The organism is Bacillus sp. MRMR6, assembly GCF_001940785.1.
Classification (GTDB): domain Bacteria; phylum Bacillota; class Bacilli; order Bacillales; family Cytobacillaceae; genus Neobacillus.
Window position 1 is genome coordinate 132,182 of sequence record NZ_MSLS01000003.1, and the last position, 19,308, is coordinate 151,489.

Consider the following 19,308-nt stretch of genomic DNA (forward strand, 5'->3'; position numbering starts at 1 on the left):
CCTCGCTTCCCCGCTATTTATCTAGATAAAAATGTTGAATAAAAAAATCTATCATAATGACAATATAGGATGTCATTAATCCTATGACTACACTAATGAGGTGGAAATGCTCAGGGTACCTCATCGTAATGACAATGGCTAATGCCCCAGTGGCCATTCGAGAAAATGATCCAAGTGAACGAATCCTCCTGCCGCTTTCGGCAGCCTGTCCCATCTGGTCAATCTTTCGAGCCATTAACCACAAATTAAAGAGGCTCAAACTGGTCCCAAGAACCAACCCTAAAAAGATTGATTGATAAGTAGTGAACCCCCAACCAAGCACGTAAAAAGACAATAAAAAGAACATCCATTTTCGCTGTCGTACAAACATTGTTTGAAATTCTGGCATGGTTGGTTAATCTCCTGAAAAGAACTTGCGAATTGTGACGAGCATCGAATATACCCCTGCAGCCAAACCGATAAACAATCCGATTATTAAGAAAATTGGCTCCGTACCCCAGACCTTATCTAACCATCTTCCTGTAAAAATTCCAATTAAAATGGACCCTACAAGGGAGGCAAGAATGGCGGACATAAGGGCATACGCTTGAAATGGGTTGCGGTTTTCTTTACGCATAACTATCGCATCCTCACCATAAGAGAATACAATCCTTAAAACGAGGTTAATATGTACAAAAGAAGAAGTATAAACAAACAGAGAATTCTGTCGAAAGTGATGAAAACCCTATCATTTTATATCCTTTGTTAGCATACAATAGCACCTATTCAATGTCAATGGATTTACGTGAATTAATCCACAATCTATTAGCTCAAAGATACTCTATCAATTACTTAATTTACACTATGACTGTAGTAAAAACAATGGTTTAAATGTTGGTACTATTTGTTATTTGGAAATGTGTCTATTTTGTGACAAAAAAAGAGCAGGGCAGTTACGGCCCTTCCCTCTCTTCGATTACAATCATCGTTTCGATGAAGTCTTCCTTTCCCGCTTTCTTCGCAAACACTTTAGCAAGATAGACACCAGACGGCGGAAGATGCTCTGCCTCTAGTTCCTTTGTGATGAGTCCTTTTTTTATATTTTCTCCAGAATCTAAATAATCGATAAATCTGTAATCATCCGGATGGAAAAGAGCAATCCCGAACTCATCTGCCCCCCCAGGTAAATACACTTCATAGCGGTAATTTCCCGGCTTATCGGCCGCTTTAAAGTCAAAGCCCATCACCCTAGGATAATTCGGCTCCTCCAATACATATAGGTAGGGAATCTTAATCTCTGTTTTTCCTGCCCTTAAATTCAGGTAGCCATCATGAATCTTGCCTTTTAATAGAGAAGGATCGACACTTAATTCTACTTTCACTTCACGCGACTCCCCGGGATCAAGTGTAAAGGATAACGGAAAGTGCCAGGTAAGCCCGTCTGTCTGCTTCGGTATATCAAAGGTATAATGCTGCTTTTTCTTGCTGATATTCTCGACCTGGAGGAAAGCTTTATGTTCATCCGTCTCACCAGCAAACTTTCCAAACTTTATCGAACTCGGGGTCACTAGTGACTCCGTTTTTATCGCCGCATCCACACGGATCCGGCCCGCTCCCTGTTCATAGGTTCGGTAATGGTCTGATTTGCTTGACTCCTTGACCAGCGGCCGGGCCGTATTCATGAGCGCAGCTTTTATTTGCTCAGGTGTCCAATCAGGATGTGCCTGTAAGATTAAGGCACAGGCACCAGCCACATGGGGCGCTGCCATACTCGTTCCTTGTAAGGATAAATAGCCTCCTGGAATCGTGGAATTTACCGATACCCCTGGTGCGACAATATCTGGCTTAACCTCCCAAGTATCGGTAACAGGCCCCCTTGAGCTAAAATCAGCGAGCTGATCCTTTTCCATCGCAATCTCGGTCCTAATCGATTTGCCTACCTTCTTTTTTAACTTTTCCCCTTCTTCTTTTGTGACAGATGCAACTGGAATTTCGAGCGGCAGCTCGAGATTACCGCTAAATCCTCCGCTCAGATTGTTGTAGATAATAACAGCCTTTGCACCGGCATCCTGTGCATTTTTTGCCTTTTCTGTAAAAGTGTATTTTCCTCGTTCAATCAGAACGATTTTTCCAGCAACATTCTTTACATCTCCCTTCGTCCCCATTCCTCCGTCTGCTAGTAGGAGTGACCGGTCTAGTGCCCAGCTAGGCGAGCCTGCCAACGGTTCGATTCGAGTTTTTTTGCTCATTCCTTCTATTAATATGTATGGAATTTCCATTGCCGGTGTCGATGCCCCGACAGAAATTGACTTCGAAGCCGTTCCGGGTGAACCTACCGACCAAATAGAAGGACCTGAGTTACCCGCTGCAGCCACTGCCACAATCCCTTTTTCCACCGCGCGGTTCAGTGCCAGACTAATCGGCAAATCAGGGCCATTCACGTTGTTCCCTAAGCTAAGGTTCATAATGTCCACGTTGTCCTTCATTGCCTCTTCAATGGCGGCTATTACCTGTTCCGTCGTCCCGCCGCCTCCAGGACCAAGCGCACGGTAGGCTCGAATCTTTGCCTCCGGAGCCACACCCTTTATTTTTCCGTTTGCAGCAATGATCCCAGCGACATGAGTGCCGTGTACCGTAGCACTTCCGAGCGTTAACGTTTCCATCGGATCCTCATCATTATCAACTAAATCATGACCGCCGTTATAATTCCCCTTTAAATCCGGATGGGTATAATCAACCCCCGTATCAATGACAGCCACCGTAACACCTTTACCGGTCAGACGCTGGTTCTTGTTATCGAAAAGGCCCCGGACCTCTTCTCCGCCAATAATTTTCACACCCTCTTCCGCTTGGATCTGATAGTTTGTTACCGGTGAAACATTGATGACATCTTCATATTCCTCGGCAAGCTTGGCAATCGATTCCGGATTCCCTTCAACCGAAAAACCGTATAATGCCTCCTGAAACACACGACGGAGCTGAAGGTCTTTGTATGGCTGTAAGGCCTGTTGAATTTCTTGTTTGGATTGAGCTTTTTCGAGGACCACAATCGCCACCCGCTCCTTTGGAATCGGTGGAGCTGTAAGTGTGCGCGCCGCTGACGAGGTCGTTTGACATGATAAAAGCAAAACAAGCAGTAAAATCCATTTTTTCATCTATAAAATTCCCCTTTTTGGTATATCGTTTTCCAGTCACGGGGAAAATATGCAATTTTTTGATTGAATTTTTTGCTGGTTGAAACAAAAAAACTGAGTAGACCATTGTCCACTCAGCTTTTAAATCCTATTTCGTTCCAAACAGGCGGTCGCCTGCATCGCCAAGACCAGGAACGATATAACCATGGTCATTTAATTTCTCATCTAAAGCGGCAATGTAGATGTCTACATCAGGATGTGCTTCCTTCACTGCTTCTACGCCTTCAGGTGCTGCAATCAAGCACATAAATTTAATCTGCTTTGCGCCGCGCTTCTTCAAGCTGTTGATTGCCTCGTTTGCCGAGCCGCCCGTTGCGAGCATGGGATCGACGACAATGAAATCACGCTCTTCCACGTCGCTCGGAAGCTTCACGTAATACTCGACCGGCATTAACGTTTCCGGATCGCGATATAACCCAATATGGCCAACCTTCGCAGCTGGGATCAATTTTAAAATTCCATCAACCATACCAATTCCTGCACGTAAGATCGGTACTATACCAATTTTCTTTCCAGCCAAAACTTTAGATTTTGCCGGGCAGACAGGTGTTTCAATCTCGATATCTTCAAGTGACATATCCCTTGTGATTTCAAAAGCCATTAGTGTAGCGACTTCGTCTACCAGTTCACGAAACTCTTTTGTTCCCGTGTTTTTATCTCGTATGTATGTAAGCTTGTGCTGGATTAGTGGATGGTCGAAGACGTATACCTTTGCCACAATGATCGCCCCTTTTTATAAAATTTATTTCAAACACTTCGTCTAATTTTACAGAAAAAAGTTCTACTGAGCAACTTATCAACAAAAAAAGCTTGCCAATATTTTGACAAGCTATCTCAAAACGATTTCAGTCAATTTAGCATACTGCTGCAAGTTATTTTTCGCCCGATTAAAGCGGTTCAATGCATAGGAGCCGAAATCCTCTCCGCCCGCTTCTTTCATAAGCGCCCAAATCGTCCAAAGGAAGTCTAGAAAGATTTTATTAATCAACAGCTGCTCACGATTTGCCTGAGTCATGTTTTCCTGGAAGTAGGAATCCAGAAACAACTCCTCCTCTGACAAAGACAGCCCTGCTTCAATAATATAAGCCGCAAGATCCCAGAGCGGATCGTTCATACCGGAAAACTCCCAGTCCACTAAATACATCTTCTTCTCAATTCTTGAATATAACTGTATCACAATATTTTTGTAGTGCATGGGTGGATTCTACACTTAATGTGTCCATTTTTTTAAAAGCTATTTTGCAAGAAGAAAAGCGGAATTCGATGTTGACTTATCGTAGGGAAGGGCAAAGTACACTAGCCGAAGGCGCCTAGTGCTGGACAATTCTCAAAGTGGAAATTTACTTTTTTACCTTACAAAAAAACGACCCATTAAGGGCCGCTTTTGATTTGTTTAATATTCTGGATATAGCGTGAATTTGCTGGTTAGGGCGTCTACACGTGCAGCTGCTTCTTCAAGTTTTGCTTCATCTTCGTGGTTTTTCAAGGTAAAGGCGATGATGCTCGCAATTTCGTCCATATCCTCTAAACCAAAGCCACGGCTTGTGACAGCTGCTGTTCCGATACGAACACCACTTGTAACAAACGGGCTTTGTGGATCGTATGGAATGGTATTTTTATTAACCGTTACACCTATTTCATCAAGGACCTTTTCCGCAACCTTACCAGTCAGGTTAAGCGTCTGCAGGTCAATTAATAGCAAGTGGTTATCAGTACCGCCGGAAACTAGCTTAATGCCTTCCTTCTCAAGCCCTTCAGCAAGGCGCTTCGCATTGGCAATGATATTTCCAGCATATTCTTTAAAGTTGTCTTGAAGAGCTTCACCGAAAGCAACAGCCTTGGCTGCAATCACATGCATAAGCGGACCGCCTTGGATTCCAGGGAAGATAGATTTATCAATTTTCTTACCAAATTCCTCTTTGCAAAGTATCATCCCGCCGCGTGGACCGCGCAGGGTTTTATGTGTAGTTGTTGTAACGAAATCAGCGAATGGAACTGGATTTTGATGAAGACCTGCAGCAACAAGACCAGCAATATGAGCCATATCGACCATTAAGTACGCGCCTACTTCATCCGCGATTTCACGGAACTTGGCAAAATCGATTTCCCTTGGATATGCACTAGCCCCAGCAACAATCAACTTCGGCTTATGCTCGCGTGCTTTTTCTAATACATCCTCATAGTTGATGCGATGCGTTACTTCGTCCACACCATATTCAACAAACTTATATTGAATCCCACTAAAGTTGACTGGGCTTCCATGTGTTAAGTGTCCGCCGTGGGAAAGGTTCATTCCCAGTACAGTGTCACCGTGCTCCAAGATTGTGAAATACACTGCCATGTTCGCCTGTGCACCTGAGTGTGGCTGAACATTCACATACTCAGCACCGAAAATCTGCTTCGCACGGTCGCGGGCTAAATCCTCAGCGATATCGACATATTCACATCCACCATAATAACGGCGCCCAGGATATCCTTCAGCATACTTATTTGTTAAAACAGATCCTTGCGCTTCCATTACTGCTTCGCTTACAAAGTTTTCAGAGGCAATTAATTCAATTTTCCCGCGCTGGCGTCCCAACTCTTGTTGGATCGCTTCGAAAACTTGCTTGTCCTGATTAGCCAAATGCTTCATATTTATCCCCCTTATATGTATGACACTAATAATGAACTATTTGAAAATTCCTTCTATATTTTAGCACGTTTTCGATTGAATTGAAAAACTTATTTCAATTTTTCCGAATAATAATTTATTTACATGCGCTTTTCATGTGGATTTATAGCCAAACACGAATGATTAATTGGAAACTAGGTTGTATATTTCGTATTTTTCATTACTGACAGCTTGTATTATCCGGAGTCCTTTCGTACACTGCACGTACTCCGCCAATTAGTTTCGGCCTTGTTTTGGCTAACGTCACATGTGCATGGCCTATCCTTTTTTGCCCGACTCTGACAGGTACCGCGACATGCTTTAAATGCATCCCGATTAACGTGTTGCCAATATCAATCCCTGCATCGGCTTTAATAAACTCCACCACCGCACTATCTTTGAACGCATCAAATGCATACGTTGCCATCGCACCACCAGCGGTTCGTACCGGAACAACTGCTACCTCGTCAAAGTCTATTTCCAGTGCAACAGACCTTTCGACCACAAGCGCCCGATTCAAATGCTCACAGCATTGAAATGCCAAGTTGGCCCCTGTTTCCTGTGCAAACTGGTGGAGTTTATGAAAAATCATTTCCGCTACTTCAACTGTCCCAGCAGTACCGATTTTCTCACCAATCACCTCGCTCGTGCTACAGCCCACCACCAGCAATTGCCCTGGTTTAAGTTGAGCTTGGTCTTTAAATTCAGTTAAAATGCTCTCAAGTTCCTTTTCCCATTCCTGAATCATAACCCTTCACCTGCTTTATATGTATTGGGTTCTATCCGATCGTATTTCGTTCCATCCGCAACTAATCTCCGCCATCTGCCTTAATATTGACATACTGCAAACAAAATATAAAGCCACAACTTAAATGAAAAAAAGCCCTCATATGAGAGCCCAAAACCATTTACCATTTTTTAATCGCCTTTGTGATCAGTTTATCAAGCTCCTTGTACGTTTCTTGATAAATATACAGGTTGCCGCCAAATGGATCGACCACATCGACATCATAGGTTTCACCGACAAACTCCTTTAAAGTGAACAGCTTCCCAGAAAACTGAGGATATTGACCAGTAATCGCCATCTTATGCGACCCCGTCATCGTTAAAACAACATCTGCCCATTCCAGCTGTGTACCAGTCAGCAAGCTAGATTGATGATGATGGTCAATCTGATTTTCTTCGAGCACCTTTTTCGCATTCGCACTTGCCGCGCTGCCATTTGATGCATAAACCCCTGCCGACTTCACTTCCACGCCGTCAAGGTTCTTACTTTTTAAAATCGCCTCAGCCATTGGACTTCTACAGGTATTCCCAGTACAAACAAACAAAACCCGCTTCAAACTGCCTGCCCCCTTTCTCGTTAAACTTATGTACATTTTATCAAAACCTTAATCTATATCCTACAAAAAGAGCAATTTGATGCCAAGCGCCAGCAGGATACTGCCGCCAAGCACCTCCCCATACGCCCCGAGCCATCCCGAAACCTTTCGTCCAAGCAGCAGTCCGGCCCAAGTTTGCAGCGTAGCGGCCACCCCAAAGAAAATGATGACCAACACGGTTTTCGCTCCATATATCCCTAACGTAAGCCCAATCGAAAAACTATCCAGACTCACACTCAATGCAAAAACAAGCAACCCAAAGCCAATCGGAGTGATGATCTTCTCATCACCCTCCTTCAGGCCTGCCCAGATCATCTGCAAACCGAGGACAACTAAGAGCACCCCGCCCATCAAGGTCGCAAACTCGCCAAATTTATCTGATAAAAACCTGCCAGCCAACATGCCTACAAGCGGCATCCACACATGAAATAAGCCGACGGTTATCCCAATTTTAAAAATCTGTCTCAGCCGTAACTTGTACATCCCCATTCCTAGACCCACGGAAAAGGCATCCATTCCTAAAGCAAACGCTATTAAAACAAGCGTTAATATTTCCCCTAACATAACTGACCCCCCTTGGACTTGCCTCTGTTTCACCATATGCACGTCCAAAACCTTTTAGAAGTCAGAGGATAGAATTGGGGTAAAAGGACCTTTGTTTCTATTATATCTGATTTAAAAATGTAAAAAACACCACTTAAAAGCGGAAGTGGTGTTACTCGATAATTTTCTTATTTCCAGCAGCCTTCTGAAGACGGTTCATAATCGCATCGCCCACACCCGTATGCGGGAAAACTTCACTGTAAATGACGTCAACCCCCACCTGATTAAAGGTCCTTAATGCATCATACAAGCCGGTCGCTACCGTTTCTAGCTCTTTTCTCTTTCCACATGCTAAAACAAACTCAGCATCATATTCGCGATGAGTTTCCTCCGTCGTCAAAACACCGACACGGAGCCCATTCTTTTTTTGCTCGTCCACAAGCTTTTGTATAAAAGCAGGGCTTCCGTCTACTAAAAATAACGGAGCATTCGGCGCATAATGGGTATACTTCATACCAGGCGACTTCGGTTTTGACTCCTCATTCACCAGTGCTGGATCCAGCCGGACCTCACCCACTACCCTTTCCAGCTGTTCCCTCGTTACACCGCCAGGTCTCAGAATAACGGGTATAGGCTCTGTACAATCGACAACCGTCGATTCAACCCCTACTCCAGTCGCCCCGCCATCAAGCACACCGGCAATTTTTCCATTCAGATCTTCAATCACATGCTCAGCCTTCGTCGGGCTCGGCTTACCAGAGCTGTTCGCACTCGGAGCAGCAATCGGAAGCTGGCATTTTTCCAACAACGCTAAGGCAACAGGATGATCCGGCATCCTCACTGCCACTGTTTCTAAGCCCGCCGTAGCTAACTCCGACAATACACCGGCTTTCTTTTTAAAAATGATCGTTAACGGTCCCGGCCAGAAGCTTTCCATCAACGTTTCCGCCTTATCAGGAATTTCCGTGACAAACCGGCAGAGCTGACTTTTGTCAGCAATGTGGATAATTAGCGGATTATCTCCAGGCCTTCCTTTTGCACTGAAGATTTTTCCTACTGCATCGTCACTTTCAGCATTGCCGCCAAGTCCATAAACCGTCTCCGTCGGCAGGGCAACCACCTCATTTTCTAGTAAAAAATGAGCTGCATCCACAATCTGTGGATTATTTTCAAGGTTATCCACATTTTTATCCACTTTCCAAACTTTTGTGTTCATTGTTATCCACCTTTATCATTCACGCACATTATAGCGAATTTTGCCGAATTTAGGCTCATAGACTCATATTTCATTTGAAAGTATAAAAGATGATGTTAGTAAATACAAGTCATTATCCACAAATTGTGCATAACAATACTAAAAATGTGGATAACTTTTGTTATATATCCACAATTATAGCGTGAATTTTAAAAATAACGAGTTATCCACATTTAAAACCTGTCGAATATGTTCTGATTCCAATAATGGGACAGGCAATTCCTCCCGAATCACCTTTTGAAACCCTAGTAATTCGAAAAAGGCCAAAGCGCCTCCCTTATTCGTTGCCAAAAACAAGCTGTCCAAGCCCTTATCCTTCGCTAACTTCATCATTTGATTAATCAGCAAATAAATATCCTTCTCAGCTTGTCCAGGGGACACCACAAGTGAGCGTAACATTCCACTGCCTAGTAAGGTCTCCATTCCAAGTGTACCCTTTATCGTACCATCCTCATCCTCTAGCAGCAAAAAGTACTCTATCGTTTCCTCCGTAAGTCCCTCCGTCCCAAGTCCCGCACGCTCTAGAAACTCTCTTAATTTTCCCAAATCCTCCACATTACCGCATCGAATCAACGCCTGCATCCTATCCACCTCTTTTTCAAATTCTTTTCTACTCTATTACTATGAAAGAAACTTCCAAATAGAACGAAAGGCATAGTGGAATCTAGTAAAATTTCAAAAAAAAAGAATGGCAATTCATTTACCATCCAATCCTAATTAAAAATCTTCTGCCAAATTTCTACGACAAAGAATTTCACCTTTACTTGCTCTTCGTCCTCAGCTGTATACACAGGGGCTTCCTTCACCGTCTTTTCAGCTGCCTTGTCTTTTTTCACTTCTTTAACTACAGTTTCTTCCTTTACTTCAACTTCTTCCACAGCAAGCTCCACATGGATTTTTCCTTTTACCTTTTCATTGACCTTTTCATTGACCTTCTCTTTGACTTTCTCCGTAACTTGCTCTTTTACTTCTGGCTCTACTGGTAACTCTACCAAAGGCTCTGTCTGTTCCTCAGCAGCAGCCACGTCCTCGAATCCATCACTGACGGCCACACCGTTTGAGAAATCTAAAAAGCATAACGGTGGATAAAGCACACACCACCAGTTCGCCCCTACACCCTCACCTAACGTAATCAAAATCGCTTCATACTCACCAGCAGGATATAAAAACTGTCCATACAATTTCGTTGGGAACTGAACCTTACCAAATTCAATATTCACACTCTGACCTGACCCATGCTCTGTGACAACCTTTTCAGCAATCGCTTGAATCTCAGGCATATTCGACTTAATCACTGTCTTTGCTTTTTCTAGAGAAGTTAAATCCTGCACCCATAAAGTAATCTGCGCATTAACCTCATCACGAACCTTGCGCTTAATCTCCTGATCCGCAGCCGAATCACTATTTGCTAGAATCCTTAATCGGATGGCATCCCCCGGTATCACAATCGAATCCTTCGCGGCCGCTTCACTTTTTGGCATATATAAATTCATTATCGTAGCAAATGATAAAATTATTAAATAAGACCAAACTAACATTTTATTATTCATTGTTGGCACCGTCCCTTCACTATCCTCAGTGTGGACAAAAGCCAAGAATCTTAAACTATTAAAAATAGATTATTTATCATCTTTGAGGGCTCTTAGATTTAAAGAGTTTCCTGGTCAAGTGTATTACACCTATAAAAAATCTGTATATTCCTTAGTATAAAAACAAAAAATACCAATGCAAGCTTTAGTATACCTAGGAGGAATGTTATGAAGTGTTTTTACAGAGCCTTTTTATCTTTACTAATATTTAGTTTGATTGGTTGTTCAGGCAATCAGAATGCTGGAGAGCGTAATCAAACAAATAACCAAAATCCACAACAAGTAACAGATAAAAACAATAATCTCAATCATATTAATCTTACTGAAAGAAATCAAAATGAGAATAATGTTGGCAAACTAACTCAAAATATTGCCAACAGAGATCAAGGTTTATCAGAAGAATATCACGGACATATCTCCAATCGGCCAGAAACAAAAAAGAAAAAGGAACAGCCCCCTGCTGCCAATAATCGTTATATCCAGGTGCAGCTTCTAGGCATTAATGACTTACATGGTCAGTTAAATGTAACACGTAACGTTGGAGGAAGACCGGCAGGACGAGCTGACTATTTAGCAGCATACTTAAAGCAACGAGAAGCAGAGAATAAGAATACACTATTGGTCCAAGCAGGTGATATGATAGGCGCTAGCCCACCTGCATCAGCACTGTTGCAGGATGAACCTACGATCGAGATTTTGAACAAACTTGGTCTTGATATCGGAACCGTCGGTAATCATGAATTTGATGAAGGCGCAGATGAACTGCTTCGCCTCATTAATGGCGGAACACACGAAGAAACAGGTGATTTTGCTGGTTCTAATTTCCCTTGGGTGGCAGCGAATGTAATCAATCAGAAAACCGGTAAATCGCTATTACCACCCTATGAAGTGATTAAAGTAAACGGGATGCCTATCGGATTTATCGGTGTAGTGACTACTGAAACACCGACAATCGTGGTGCCCAGTGGAGTAGCCGGGTTAACCTTTACAAATGAAGTAGAAGCCATTAATCGCAATGTTGCTGAATTGAAGAAGCAGGGTGTCAAATCCATTGTGGTATTAGCACATAACCCCGGTTCATCAGGCGTGAACGGGGAGAATCCAACTGGTACGCTCGTTGATATCGCGAACAATGTGGACGATGAAGTAGATATCATTTTTGGCGGCCATAATCATGCATACATGAATGCAACGATCGATAATAAGCTTGTTGTTCAATCCTATTCCTATGGAACGGCATTTTCCGATGTGGATATTGAGATTGATCCAAAAACGAAAGATATTGTAACAAAAAGGGGAGAAATCGTCACCACTTTTCATGAAGGAATGGATGCTGATACCGAAATAGCAAAAATGCTGGCAAAGTATGAAGACACCGTTGAACCAATTGTCAATCGAGTCATTGGGACTGCAGCGGTTCCTTTAACAGCCATGCGCAATGATAACGGGGAATCCATTTTAGGAAATGTGGTCGCAGATGCCCAAAGACAGGCTATGAACACTCAATTTGCCTTTATGAATCCAGGCGGCATTCGAGCAGACATTGACCAAGGGGACATTACATGGGGAGAACTCTACACCGTTCAGCCTTTTAATAATGATCTTGTCAAGATGACCATGACTGGACAACAAATACGAGACTTGCTCAACCAGCAATGGGGTACAAAAACAACGATGCTGCAAATTTCTGGGTTAACCTATACATGGGATGAAAATCTGCCAGCAGGACAAAAGATTGTATCGATTATGCTGCCGGATGGCACGCAATTAGACCCGAGCACATCCTATACAGTAACCGCAAACGTTTTCCTATCTGGTGGAGGAGACGGATTTACACTATTTACAAAAGCAACGAATAAGGTAATCGGTCCAGTTGATTTAGAAGCACTTGTCGACTTTATTAAAACGCAACCACAACCCTTTACCTACGGAATCGACAATAGAATCCAAAAGATTAGATATTAATTGGAAAGAAAAGTGCACAACCGCTCTTTTTTCCAAATCTGAATGTATTGAAAGCTCTATCTGAATCCATTTCAGGTAGGGCTTTTTTCAAAATTAAATAAAGCTCCAGAGCATTACGCCCCAGAGCTTTGAGTAATTTCCGCAAACACCATCCGGTCCTTGCCGTTTATATCATTTACCACTTCTACGATGACATTTTCGAAGGCTTTTCGGAAAAGGTCGGCTACCGCCTCCCCCTGACCGGCCCCAATCTCAAACGCAACCAGCGCGCGCGGCGCGAGTACCTGTGGAAGCTCCCTCATAAAGCGCCGGTAAAAATCAAGCCCATCCTCCCCAGCAAACAGCGCACGGTGCGGCTCATGCTCGGTCACTACCTCCGACATTTCCGCTGCATCACTGACCGGGATATAAGGAGGATTCGAAACGACCACATCAAACTGGTCGAGAGCAAATGGCTGCAGTAGGTCACCCCTAACAAACTCAACCTCGGCTTCTAAGCGAAGGGCATTTTCCCGTGCTACCTTCAGCGACTCTTCCGCAATATCAGAAGCAAATACGTTGAGCGACGGTTCTTCCAGCTTCAAGGTGATTGCAATTGCGCCACTCCCCGTGCCGATATCAACAGTTTTTAAATTTCTGGCACTACCCAGCACCTTCATCCGCTTTAGGGTTTCGTAAACAAGCTCCTCTGTCTCCGGCCTTGGAATGAGAACCTCTTCATTTACCATAAACGTCCGGCCATAAAATTCCTCCGAACCGATGATATACTGAATCGGCATCCCCTTCACATGCTCAAGAAGGGCTTTTTGAAATTGCTCCCACTGTGATTCCGATAAATCATCACGAACGTTTGCAAATAGCTGCGCGCGTGACATCCCCGTAAAATGACGGAGCAAAAGCTCTCCAGCATGATCATCACGGTTTGCTTTTTTTAAAAAAGAAGAAGCCCATTGGAGAGCTTCATAGACTTTTTTACTCATTTGAACCACTTTCAAGCTTGCTTGTTTGATCCTCTAACGTTAACGCATCGATGATTTCATCAAGCTTACCTTCGACAATTTGATCAAGCTTCTGAAGAGTTAAGCCGATCCGATGGTCGGTTACGCGGTTTTGCGGATAGTTGTACGTACGGATTCGTTCAGATCGGTCACCAGTACCCACTGCAGATTTCCGAACTGAATCGTACTCAGCCTGAGCTTCCTGCTGGAACTTATCATATACACGCGCACGCAATACCTTCATCGCTTTGTCCTTGTTCTTGTGCTGAGATTTCTCATCCTGGATGGATACCACAATCCCTGTTGGAATATGTGTTAAACGAACGGCTGACATCGTCGTGTTAACAGACTGTCCGCCGGCGCCGCTTGAAGCAAACGCATCAAAACGGATATCCTTATCATTGATTTCTACCTCAACATCCTCTGCTTCCGGTAAGCATACAACCGTTGCTGTTGATGTATGAATCCGCCCGCTGGACTCTGTCTCAGGCACACGCTGAACACGGTGAGCACCATTCTCAAATTTTAATTTGGAATAGGCACCTTGCCCATTAATCATAAAGCTGATTTCTTTGTAGCCGCCAAGACCTGTTGGATTGGCGTCAATTAGTTCCGTTTTCCAGCCCTGTGCTTCTGCAAAGCGGCTATACATTCGGTAAAGCGTACCAGCAAATAAGGCTGCTTCCTCTCCTCCGGCCGCACCACGAATTTCAAAGATAACGTTTTTGTCATCATTGGGATCCTTCGGAATCATAAGGAACTTCATTTTTGCTTCTAGTTCCTCGATTTGCGCTTCAAGCTCACTAACTTCTTCCTTAACCATTTCACGCATATCCGTATCCAGCTTTTCATCAAGCATCGCTTTGGCATCCTTCAATTGCTCGCGTACCTCTTTGTATTCACGGTACGTTTGTACAGTCTCTTGTATATCAGATTGTTCTTTTGAAAATTCACGAAGTTTCTTTGAATCATTAATGATTTGTGGATCGCTCAAAAGTTCATTTAATCTTTCGTAACGATCTTCAACAGATTGAAGACGATCAAACACAGTTTCTCACCTCTATTTTAGTCCATAACATTCTAATTATAGTATAGGTGAAAACCCCCGTCAAAAACAAATTAGTGATGGGAAATTTTTCGTGTACGATTTTGTTCGACAGTTAAGTCTCTGAAGGAAGGTATTTTGGTCAGAACGGCAGGAAGTTGTTCATAGATGCAGGTAAATTTTCTGAAGGCAGGTAAATCTCCAATGGGGTCGATAGTTTCTAAGGCGGAAAAACATGCCCTGGTAGTCAGAGCATGTTATCTACCTCTTACATCAAAGGTATAATGTGGCAGCGATTGTACTAATTTTGCATGGAGTCTTGCAAGTTCATCGTACTGTTCTGCAGTATTATGCCTTCTTGTTTCATGTACCGTTACTACCATATGGTCAGTGTCTTCACTGACATAAATAGAGTCGACTCTAAAATGACCTGTTTGATTCACTAATTTCCTGACACCTTGCATGTCCTGAGAAGAGTCCGTTCTAGCGTGAGAACCTAATGTAACTCTTCTTATATCAAAGGCAGTACCATTCTGTCCTGGGCCACCATTTGGCTCCGCGACAACATTTCGATTTATGACATTTTGATTATAATCAGCCTCATTTCGCTCGCTCCCATTATTATGCTGAACCTGGTAGGCAGCATCCTGCCGGTTTGCCATAAAATTTGGATTCGTTTTAGTGATATTATAGGCAGAATCCTCATTATTCGTTTGACAGCCAGCTAGTAAGAACAAAGCGGTTAAGGCAATCCCATATCTTTTCACGGCTTACACCTCCTCCCATTATCATGCCCCCTCTAAAAGAACTATTGCACCTGATATATTGGGAAAAAGAGACAAAAAAACATGCCCTGGTCTAGAGCATGTTATCTTTCTCTAATATCAAAGCTATAGCGTGGCAGGGCGGTAGTGAGTCTTTTTTGCAGACGCCCAATTGCATGATTTTCTTCACGATTGTTAGCGATTTTTGCTTTTCGGTTTACGGTCACAATCATGTCGTCTCCTGTGTTGCTGATCCAAATCGACTGAGCGGTAAATTCATTAGAGCGGTTAATAATATCCCGCGCGATATCGATATCCCGGCCGCGGTTGTTAACGTTTGACTGGTCTTCATCATCATCATCGGTTCCTACTCTTCTTAAATTAAGGAAATTAGGATTTTGCCCGGTGATATCTTCTTCCACCTGGCGTTGACTTTTATTCTCCGGTTCATGCGTCATGAAGTTCGGATTGGTCCGGTCGTTACGTAAATCATATGCGGTTTGGTCATTACCCGCGTCACAGCCTGCTAACACGAGCAGCATCGTAAAAATTGAGAAACAGAGCCACTTTTTCAAAAGCTTGCACCTCCTACTACTATCATTCCCGCAGCAGAGCAAACTGTTCGAGTGAAATCCTTCCAATGGAACTCACGATAAGAAACATTCTCATCATGGGGACTTATTCTAAAAAGTTTAGAGGTTATTCTACAAAGTTTGGAGTTATTCTACAAAGAACGGGCAATTCTACAAATGGAATTCGCACCCATAAAAATAACCATCAGTAAGGGATGAAGAAAATCCCCACTGATGGAAGTTTCACTTTATTTCAAGACGCTTGTCTCTTCTTTTTCAATGGTCCGGGCTGCTTTTGGAACATAATGGTGGTGACGACAGCGTGGTTCGTAGGCTTCAGATGCACCGACGAGAATAACCGGATCGTGGTAAGATGCAGGGTTGCCATCAATCAGGCGCTGAGTTCGGCTTGAAGGTGATCCACATACGGTGCAGACCGCTTGAAGCTTTGTTACGGTTTCTGCGATTGCCATCAATCCAGGCATTTGGCCGAATGGCTCACCGCGGAAATCCATATCAAGTCCCGCACATACTACGCGATGCCCACTGTCAGCTAGTTGCTGGACGACTCTGATAATTCCTTCATCGAAGAATTGTATTTCATCGATGGCGACAATATCAATGTCAGACTCAACATGGTGGAGGATTTCAATGGAGTGTGATATAGGCTTGGCCTTAAAAGAAGAACCATTATGAGAAACGACAGATTGCACGCTGTAGCGATTGTCGATTTTTGGCTTAAACACAGCAATTTTTTGTTTTGCAAATTGAGCACGGCGCACGCGGCGAATCAATTCCTCTGACTTTCCAGAAAACATACTACCGCAGATAACCTCAACCCATCCGATTTGCTTCATTAGATACATAACTCAGCGTCTCCTTCCTAAGCACAAAACCATAATTTAATCTATTTTTTATGTAGCGATAAGCTTTTATTCAAACCTAAAAAGAAGGTTAATATTTCTGAAAAACTCAAAATAAAAAACAGGCAAGCCAAATTTCCTCTTGCCTGTTCTTGAGCAACTATTGTTGTTGTTCATTCTTGATACCGTATTTTTTGTTGAAACGGTCAACACGTCCGCCAGCTTCAGCGAATTTTTGACGACCTGTGTAGAATGGGTGACATTCTGAACATGTTTCAACACGGATTTCTTTTTTAACGGAACCAGTTTCGAATGTGTTACCACATGCGCAGCTCACCGTTATTGTTTTATAATTTGGATGAATTCCTGTTTTCATTCTTTTCATCTCCTTCCGCCCTGAATCTTTCGAAACAGAGTTATATAAGGTGAAACTTCCATTAGCGGGTGCTTTTTCCCGCTGATGGTTAGTTGAACCAATCGAGCATTTACGAGCAGTTGACCGGAGGTCTTACTGCACGTTACTGCGGGATAAGCCTGTCTTAAAACAAGCATCAAATACTAAAAACACACTGCACCCATTATAACAAGGAGTACCTGTTTTTGCAAGGCAGGTTTCAATGGTTTTATTTGTATATTTACGACCTTCTTGACTTCAGTTCTTCTCCGATTTGGGCAAAGAATTCCTCGTTAGACTTAGTTTGTCTTAATTTTTTCAAGAAGCGTTCGACAAAGTCTGGTGAGTCTGACATAGATTTTCTGATTGCCCATAATTTGTCAAGGTGATCTTTCGGAAGAAGCAGCTCCTCTTTACGTGTTCCGGATCGACGAATATCCAGCGCAGGGAAAATACGGCGCTCGGCAAGCTGTCGGTCAAGATGCAGCTCCATGTTACCAGTTCCTTTGAATTCTTCGTAAATCACATCATCCATACGTGAGCCTGTATCCACCAAGGCTGTGGCAAGAATCGTTAAGCTTCCGCCTTCCTCGATATTACGAGCTGCACCAAAGAAACGCTTTGGACGGTGGAAGGCTGCCGGGTCGATACCACCAGATAACGTACGGCCGCTTGGCGGAATAACCAAGTTATAGGCACGTGCTAGTCGAGTGATACTGTCCATTAAAATGACAACATCACGTTTATGCTCAACTAGACGCATCGCGCGGTCGAGTACAAGCTCGGCAACTTTTATATGATTTTCTGGGACTTCATCAAACGTTGAGCTTACAACATCGCCTGCTACTGAACGCTCGATGTCGGTTACTTCCTCAGGACGCTCGTCAATTAGAAGAACAATTAGTTCAATGTCTGGATGGTTGGTGGTAATGCTGTTGGCAATTTCTTTTAATAGCATGGTTTTACCCGCTTTTGGCGGCGCAACAATTAAGCCCCTTTGTCCAAAGCCAACTGGAGCAACTAGGTCCATAATTCTTGTTGAAAGATATTTTGGAGTTGTTTCAAGTTTCATCAATCTATTTGGATAGAGAGGAGTTAAAGCTGGGAAGTGAACGCGTTCTTTCGCTGATTCAGGGTCTTCACCATTTACCGCTTCTACGTGTAACAATCCGTAATAGCGTTCGTTTTCTTTCGGCGGACGAACCTTACCGGAAACTTTATCACCATTACGAAGGTCAAAACGTCGGATTTGCGATGCCGAGATGTAGATATCCTCAGAGCTAGGTGAATAGTTGATGGGTCTTAAAAATCCAAAGCCTTCCGATTGGATAATTTCAAGGACACCTTCCATGAAGAAGTAGCCCTGCTGCTCTGCACGTGATTTTAAGATGGCAAAAATGAGTTCTTTTTTTGATAACTTGCTGTAGTACGTTACTTTGAATTCACGCGCAAGTTCATAAAGCTCTTTTAGCTTCATGTTTTCTAAACTGGATATTGTTAATTCCATTTGTACACCACTCTTTAATATTTTTCTCTATTCCGCTACCGGAGTCTAAGTGATAGGGAGTTCTATTTTTTTAGAAAAGGAAGTTGAGGAATAGAATTGTTTTTATTGAAGTTTGAAAGATATGAATAGAATAGCAGATATGTTATATACTAAAACAATACTATTGTACCCTTTGGGTAAAAAATTAATCAACTTAATTTTTGATGGAAATCTCAGGTTTGAGGTTTTCTCTAATTGTTGGGGGTTAAGAGACTAGACCTCTGACGCCTAGTCTCTTATGTAAAAAACTATCTTATTACTAAGTTTGGTTTCTTTTTTAAGCTGTGACGACCTTCAACAAACCGTACTGTGCCTGATTTAGCACGCATAACAATCGAATGCGTAGAGCCGTAAGAGCCTTTAAATTGCACACCGCGCAATAGTTCTCCATCTGTTAAATACTAGTATATAAAGCATTGGCGCTTCGTCCATTTCCCCTTCTCCAATGACCACAGTACCTTTCATTGGACAAGCTTCTCTCCATGGTTCAATCCCCAATCTTTCTATTATACCTTTACTTTATAGTATCTACCTCAATGGTATAACAGACTAGGAAAATTAGTATA

At 43.0% G+C, this 19,308-nt stretch carries 21 protein-coding genes and 1 pseudogene; 1 reads left to right on the forward strand and 21 read right to left on the reverse strand.

Annotated features, from left to right (window positions below):
- Nucleotides 1-13: 13 nt before the first annotated feature.
- From BTR25_RS04890 to spoIIR, 12 genes are all read right to left on the reverse strand, one after another.
- A complete protein-coding gene (locus BTR25_RS04890; protein WP_075686720.1) occupies nucleotides 14-388 on the reverse strand; it encodes an ATP synthase subunit I in 375 nt (124 codons plus the stop codon).
- Nucleotides 389-394: 6 nt separating this feature from the next.
- The gene (locus tag BTR25_RS04895; RefSeq protein WP_075686722.1) at nucleotides 395-616 is read right to left on the reverse strand and encodes an AtpZ/AtpI family protein; all 222 of its coding nucleotides are present in this window, start codon (nucleotides 614-616) and stop codon (nucleotides 395-397) included.
- A gap of 316 nt (nucleotides 617-932) precedes the next feature.
- On the reverse strand, nucleotides 933-3,134 hold the full coding sequence (locus BTR25_RS04900) for a S8 family serine peptidase (protein WP_075686724.1): 2,202 nt from the start codon (nucleotides 3,132-3,134) through the stop codon (nucleotides 933-935).
- A 127-nt stretch (nucleotides 3,135-3,261) separates the two neighbouring features.
- Nucleotides 3,262-3,891 (reverse strand): uracil phosphoribosyltransferase, encoded by a 630-nt coding sequence (upp, locus tag BTR25_RS04905; protein ID WP_075686726.1) that lies wholly within the window; start codon nucleotides 3,889-3,891, stop codon nucleotides 3,262-3,264.
- A gap of 111 nt (nucleotides 3,892-4,002) precedes the next feature.
- Nucleotides 4,003-4,287: a phosphotransferase family protein gene (locus tag BTR25_RS04910; RefSeq protein ID WP_483295230.1), complete on the reverse strand. Its 285-nt coding sequence runs from the start codon at nucleotides 4,285-4,287 to the stop codon at nucleotides 4,003-4,005.
- A gap of 279 nt (nucleotides 4,288-4,566) precedes the next feature.
- The gene (locus tag BTR25_RS04915) at nucleotides 4,567-5,808 is read right to left on the reverse strand and encodes a serine hydroxymethyltransferase (protein WP_075686730.1); all 1,242 of its coding nucleotides are present in this window, start codon (nucleotides 5,806-5,808) and stop codon (nucleotides 4,567-4,569) included.
- Nucleotides 5,809-6,007: 199 nt separating this feature from the next.
- Nucleotides 6,008-6,574, reverse strand: coding sequence for a TIGR01440 family protein (locus BTR25_RS04920; RefSeq protein ID WP_075686732.1), 567 nt, complete (start codon nucleotides 6,572-6,574; stop codon nucleotides 6,008-6,010).
- A 160-nt stretch (nucleotides 6,575-6,734) separates the two neighbouring features.
- On the reverse strand, nucleotides 6,735-7,169 hold the full coding sequence (locus tag BTR25_RS04925) for a low molecular weight protein arginine phosphatase (RefSeq protein WP_075686734.1): 435 nt from the start codon (nucleotides 7,167-7,169) through the stop codon (nucleotides 6,735-6,737).
- 60 nt (nucleotides 7,170-7,229) lie between these two features.
- On the reverse strand, nucleotides 7,230-7,772 hold the full coding sequence (locus BTR25_RS04930) for a manganese efflux pump MntP (protein ID WP_083652240.1): 543 nt from the start codon (nucleotides 7,770-7,772) through the stop codon (nucleotides 7,230-7,232).
- A 151-nt stretch (nucleotides 7,773-7,923) separates the two neighbouring features.
- Complete coding sequence (locus BTR25_RS04935; protein WP_075686736.1) at nucleotides 7,924-8,967, reverse strand: L-threonylcarbamoyladenylate synthase; 1,044 nt, start codon at nucleotides 8,965-8,967, stop codon at nucleotides 7,924-7,926.
- Nucleotides 8,968-9,141: 174 nt separating this feature from the next.
- Nucleotides 9,142-9,588: a GNAT family N-acetyltransferase gene (locus tag BTR25_RS04940; protein ID WP_075686738.1), complete on the reverse strand. Its 447-nt coding sequence runs from the start codon at nucleotides 9,586-9,588 to the stop codon at nucleotides 9,142-9,144.
- Nucleotides 9,589-9,719: 131 nt separating this feature from the next.
- Nucleotides 9,720-10,556 carry a stage II sporulation protein R gene (spoIIR, locus tag BTR25_RS04945; RefSeq protein ID WP_075686740.1) on the reverse strand — a complete coding sequence of 279 codons (837 nt, stop codon included), beginning with the start codon at nucleotides 10,554-10,556 and terminating at the stop codon, nucleotides 9,720-9,722.
- A 207-nt stretch (nucleotides 10,557-10,763) separates the two neighbouring features.
- On the opposite strand from spoIIR, the gene BTR25_RS04950 reads away from it, so the two are divergent.
- The gene (locus BTR25_RS04950) at nucleotides 10,764-12,560 is read left to right on the forward strand and encodes a bifunctional metallophosphatase/5'-nucleotidase (RefSeq protein WP_083652241.1); all 1,797 of its coding nucleotides are present in this window, start codon (nucleotides 10,764-10,766) and stop codon (nucleotides 12,558-12,560) included.
- A 113-nt stretch (nucleotides 12,561-12,673) separates the two neighbouring features.
- On the opposite strand, the gene prmC is transcribed toward BTR25_RS04950, so the two are convergent.
- From prmC to BTR25_RS28600, 9 genes and pseudogenes are all read right to left on the reverse strand, one after another.
- Nucleotides 12,674-13,540 carry a peptide chain release factor N(5)-glutamine methyltransferase gene (gene prmC / locus BTR25_RS04955; protein ID WP_075686742.1) on the reverse strand — a complete coding sequence of 289 codons (867 nt, stop codon included), beginning with the start codon at nucleotides 13,538-13,540 and terminating at the stop codon, nucleotides 12,674-12,676.
- A complete protein-coding gene (gene prfA, locus BTR25_RS04960) occupies nucleotides 13,533-14,606 on the reverse strand; it encodes a peptide chain release factor 1 (RefSeq protein WP_075686744.1) in 1,074 nt (357 codons plus the stop codon). The genes prmC and prfA overlap by 8 nt, the downstream gene beginning before the upstream one ends.
- 254 nt (nucleotides 14,607-14,860) lie before the next feature.
- The gene (locus tag BTR25_RS04965) at nucleotides 14,861-15,370 is read right to left on the reverse strand and encodes a membrane lipoprotein lipid attachment site-containing protein (RefSeq protein ID WP_075686746.1); all 510 of its coding nucleotides are present in this window, start codon (nucleotides 15,368-15,370) and stop codon (nucleotides 14,861-14,863) included.
- 101 nt (nucleotides 15,371-15,471) lie between these two features.
- Nucleotides 15,472-15,942: a hypothetical protein gene (locus BTR25_RS04970; RefSeq protein ID WP_075686748.1), complete on the reverse strand. Its 471-nt coding sequence runs from the start codon at nucleotides 15,940-15,942 to the stop codon at nucleotides 15,472-15,474.
- Nucleotides 15,943-16,187: 245 nt separating this feature from the next.
- Entirely contained in the window at nucleotides 16,188-16,805 is a 618-nt protein-coding gene (locus BTR25_RS04975) for a thymidine kinase (RefSeq protein ID WP_075686749.1), read from the reverse strand.
- Between the two features lie 157 nt (nucleotides 16,806-16,962).
- On the reverse strand, nucleotides 16,963-17,178 hold the full coding sequence (gene rpmE / locus BTR25_RS04980) for a 50S ribosomal protein L31 (RefSeq protein ID WP_075686751.1): 216 nt from the start codon (nucleotides 17,176-17,178) through the stop codon (nucleotides 16,963-16,965).
- Nucleotides 17,179-17,437: 259 nt separating this feature from the next.
- Nucleotides 17,438-18,703 (reverse strand): transcription termination factor Rho, encoded by a 1,266-nt coding sequence (rho, locus tag BTR25_RS04985; protein ID WP_075686753.1) that lies wholly within the window; start codon nucleotides 18,701-18,703, stop codon nucleotides 17,438-17,440.
- A 287-nt stretch (nucleotides 18,704-18,990) separates the two neighbouring features.
- Nucleotides 18,991-19,140 (reverse strand): annotated as a pseudogene (locus BTR25_RS04990) (fructose-bisphosphatase class II); the annotation flags it as partial.
- Entirely contained in the window at nucleotides 19,103-19,240 is a 138-nt protein-coding gene (locus BTR25_RS28600; RefSeq protein WP_483295231.1) for a fructose-bisphosphatase class II, read from the reverse strand. The gene BTR25_RS28600 and the pseudogene BTR25_RS04990, both read right to left, overlap by 38 nt.
- Nucleotides 19,241-19,308 lie beyond the last annotated feature (68 nt).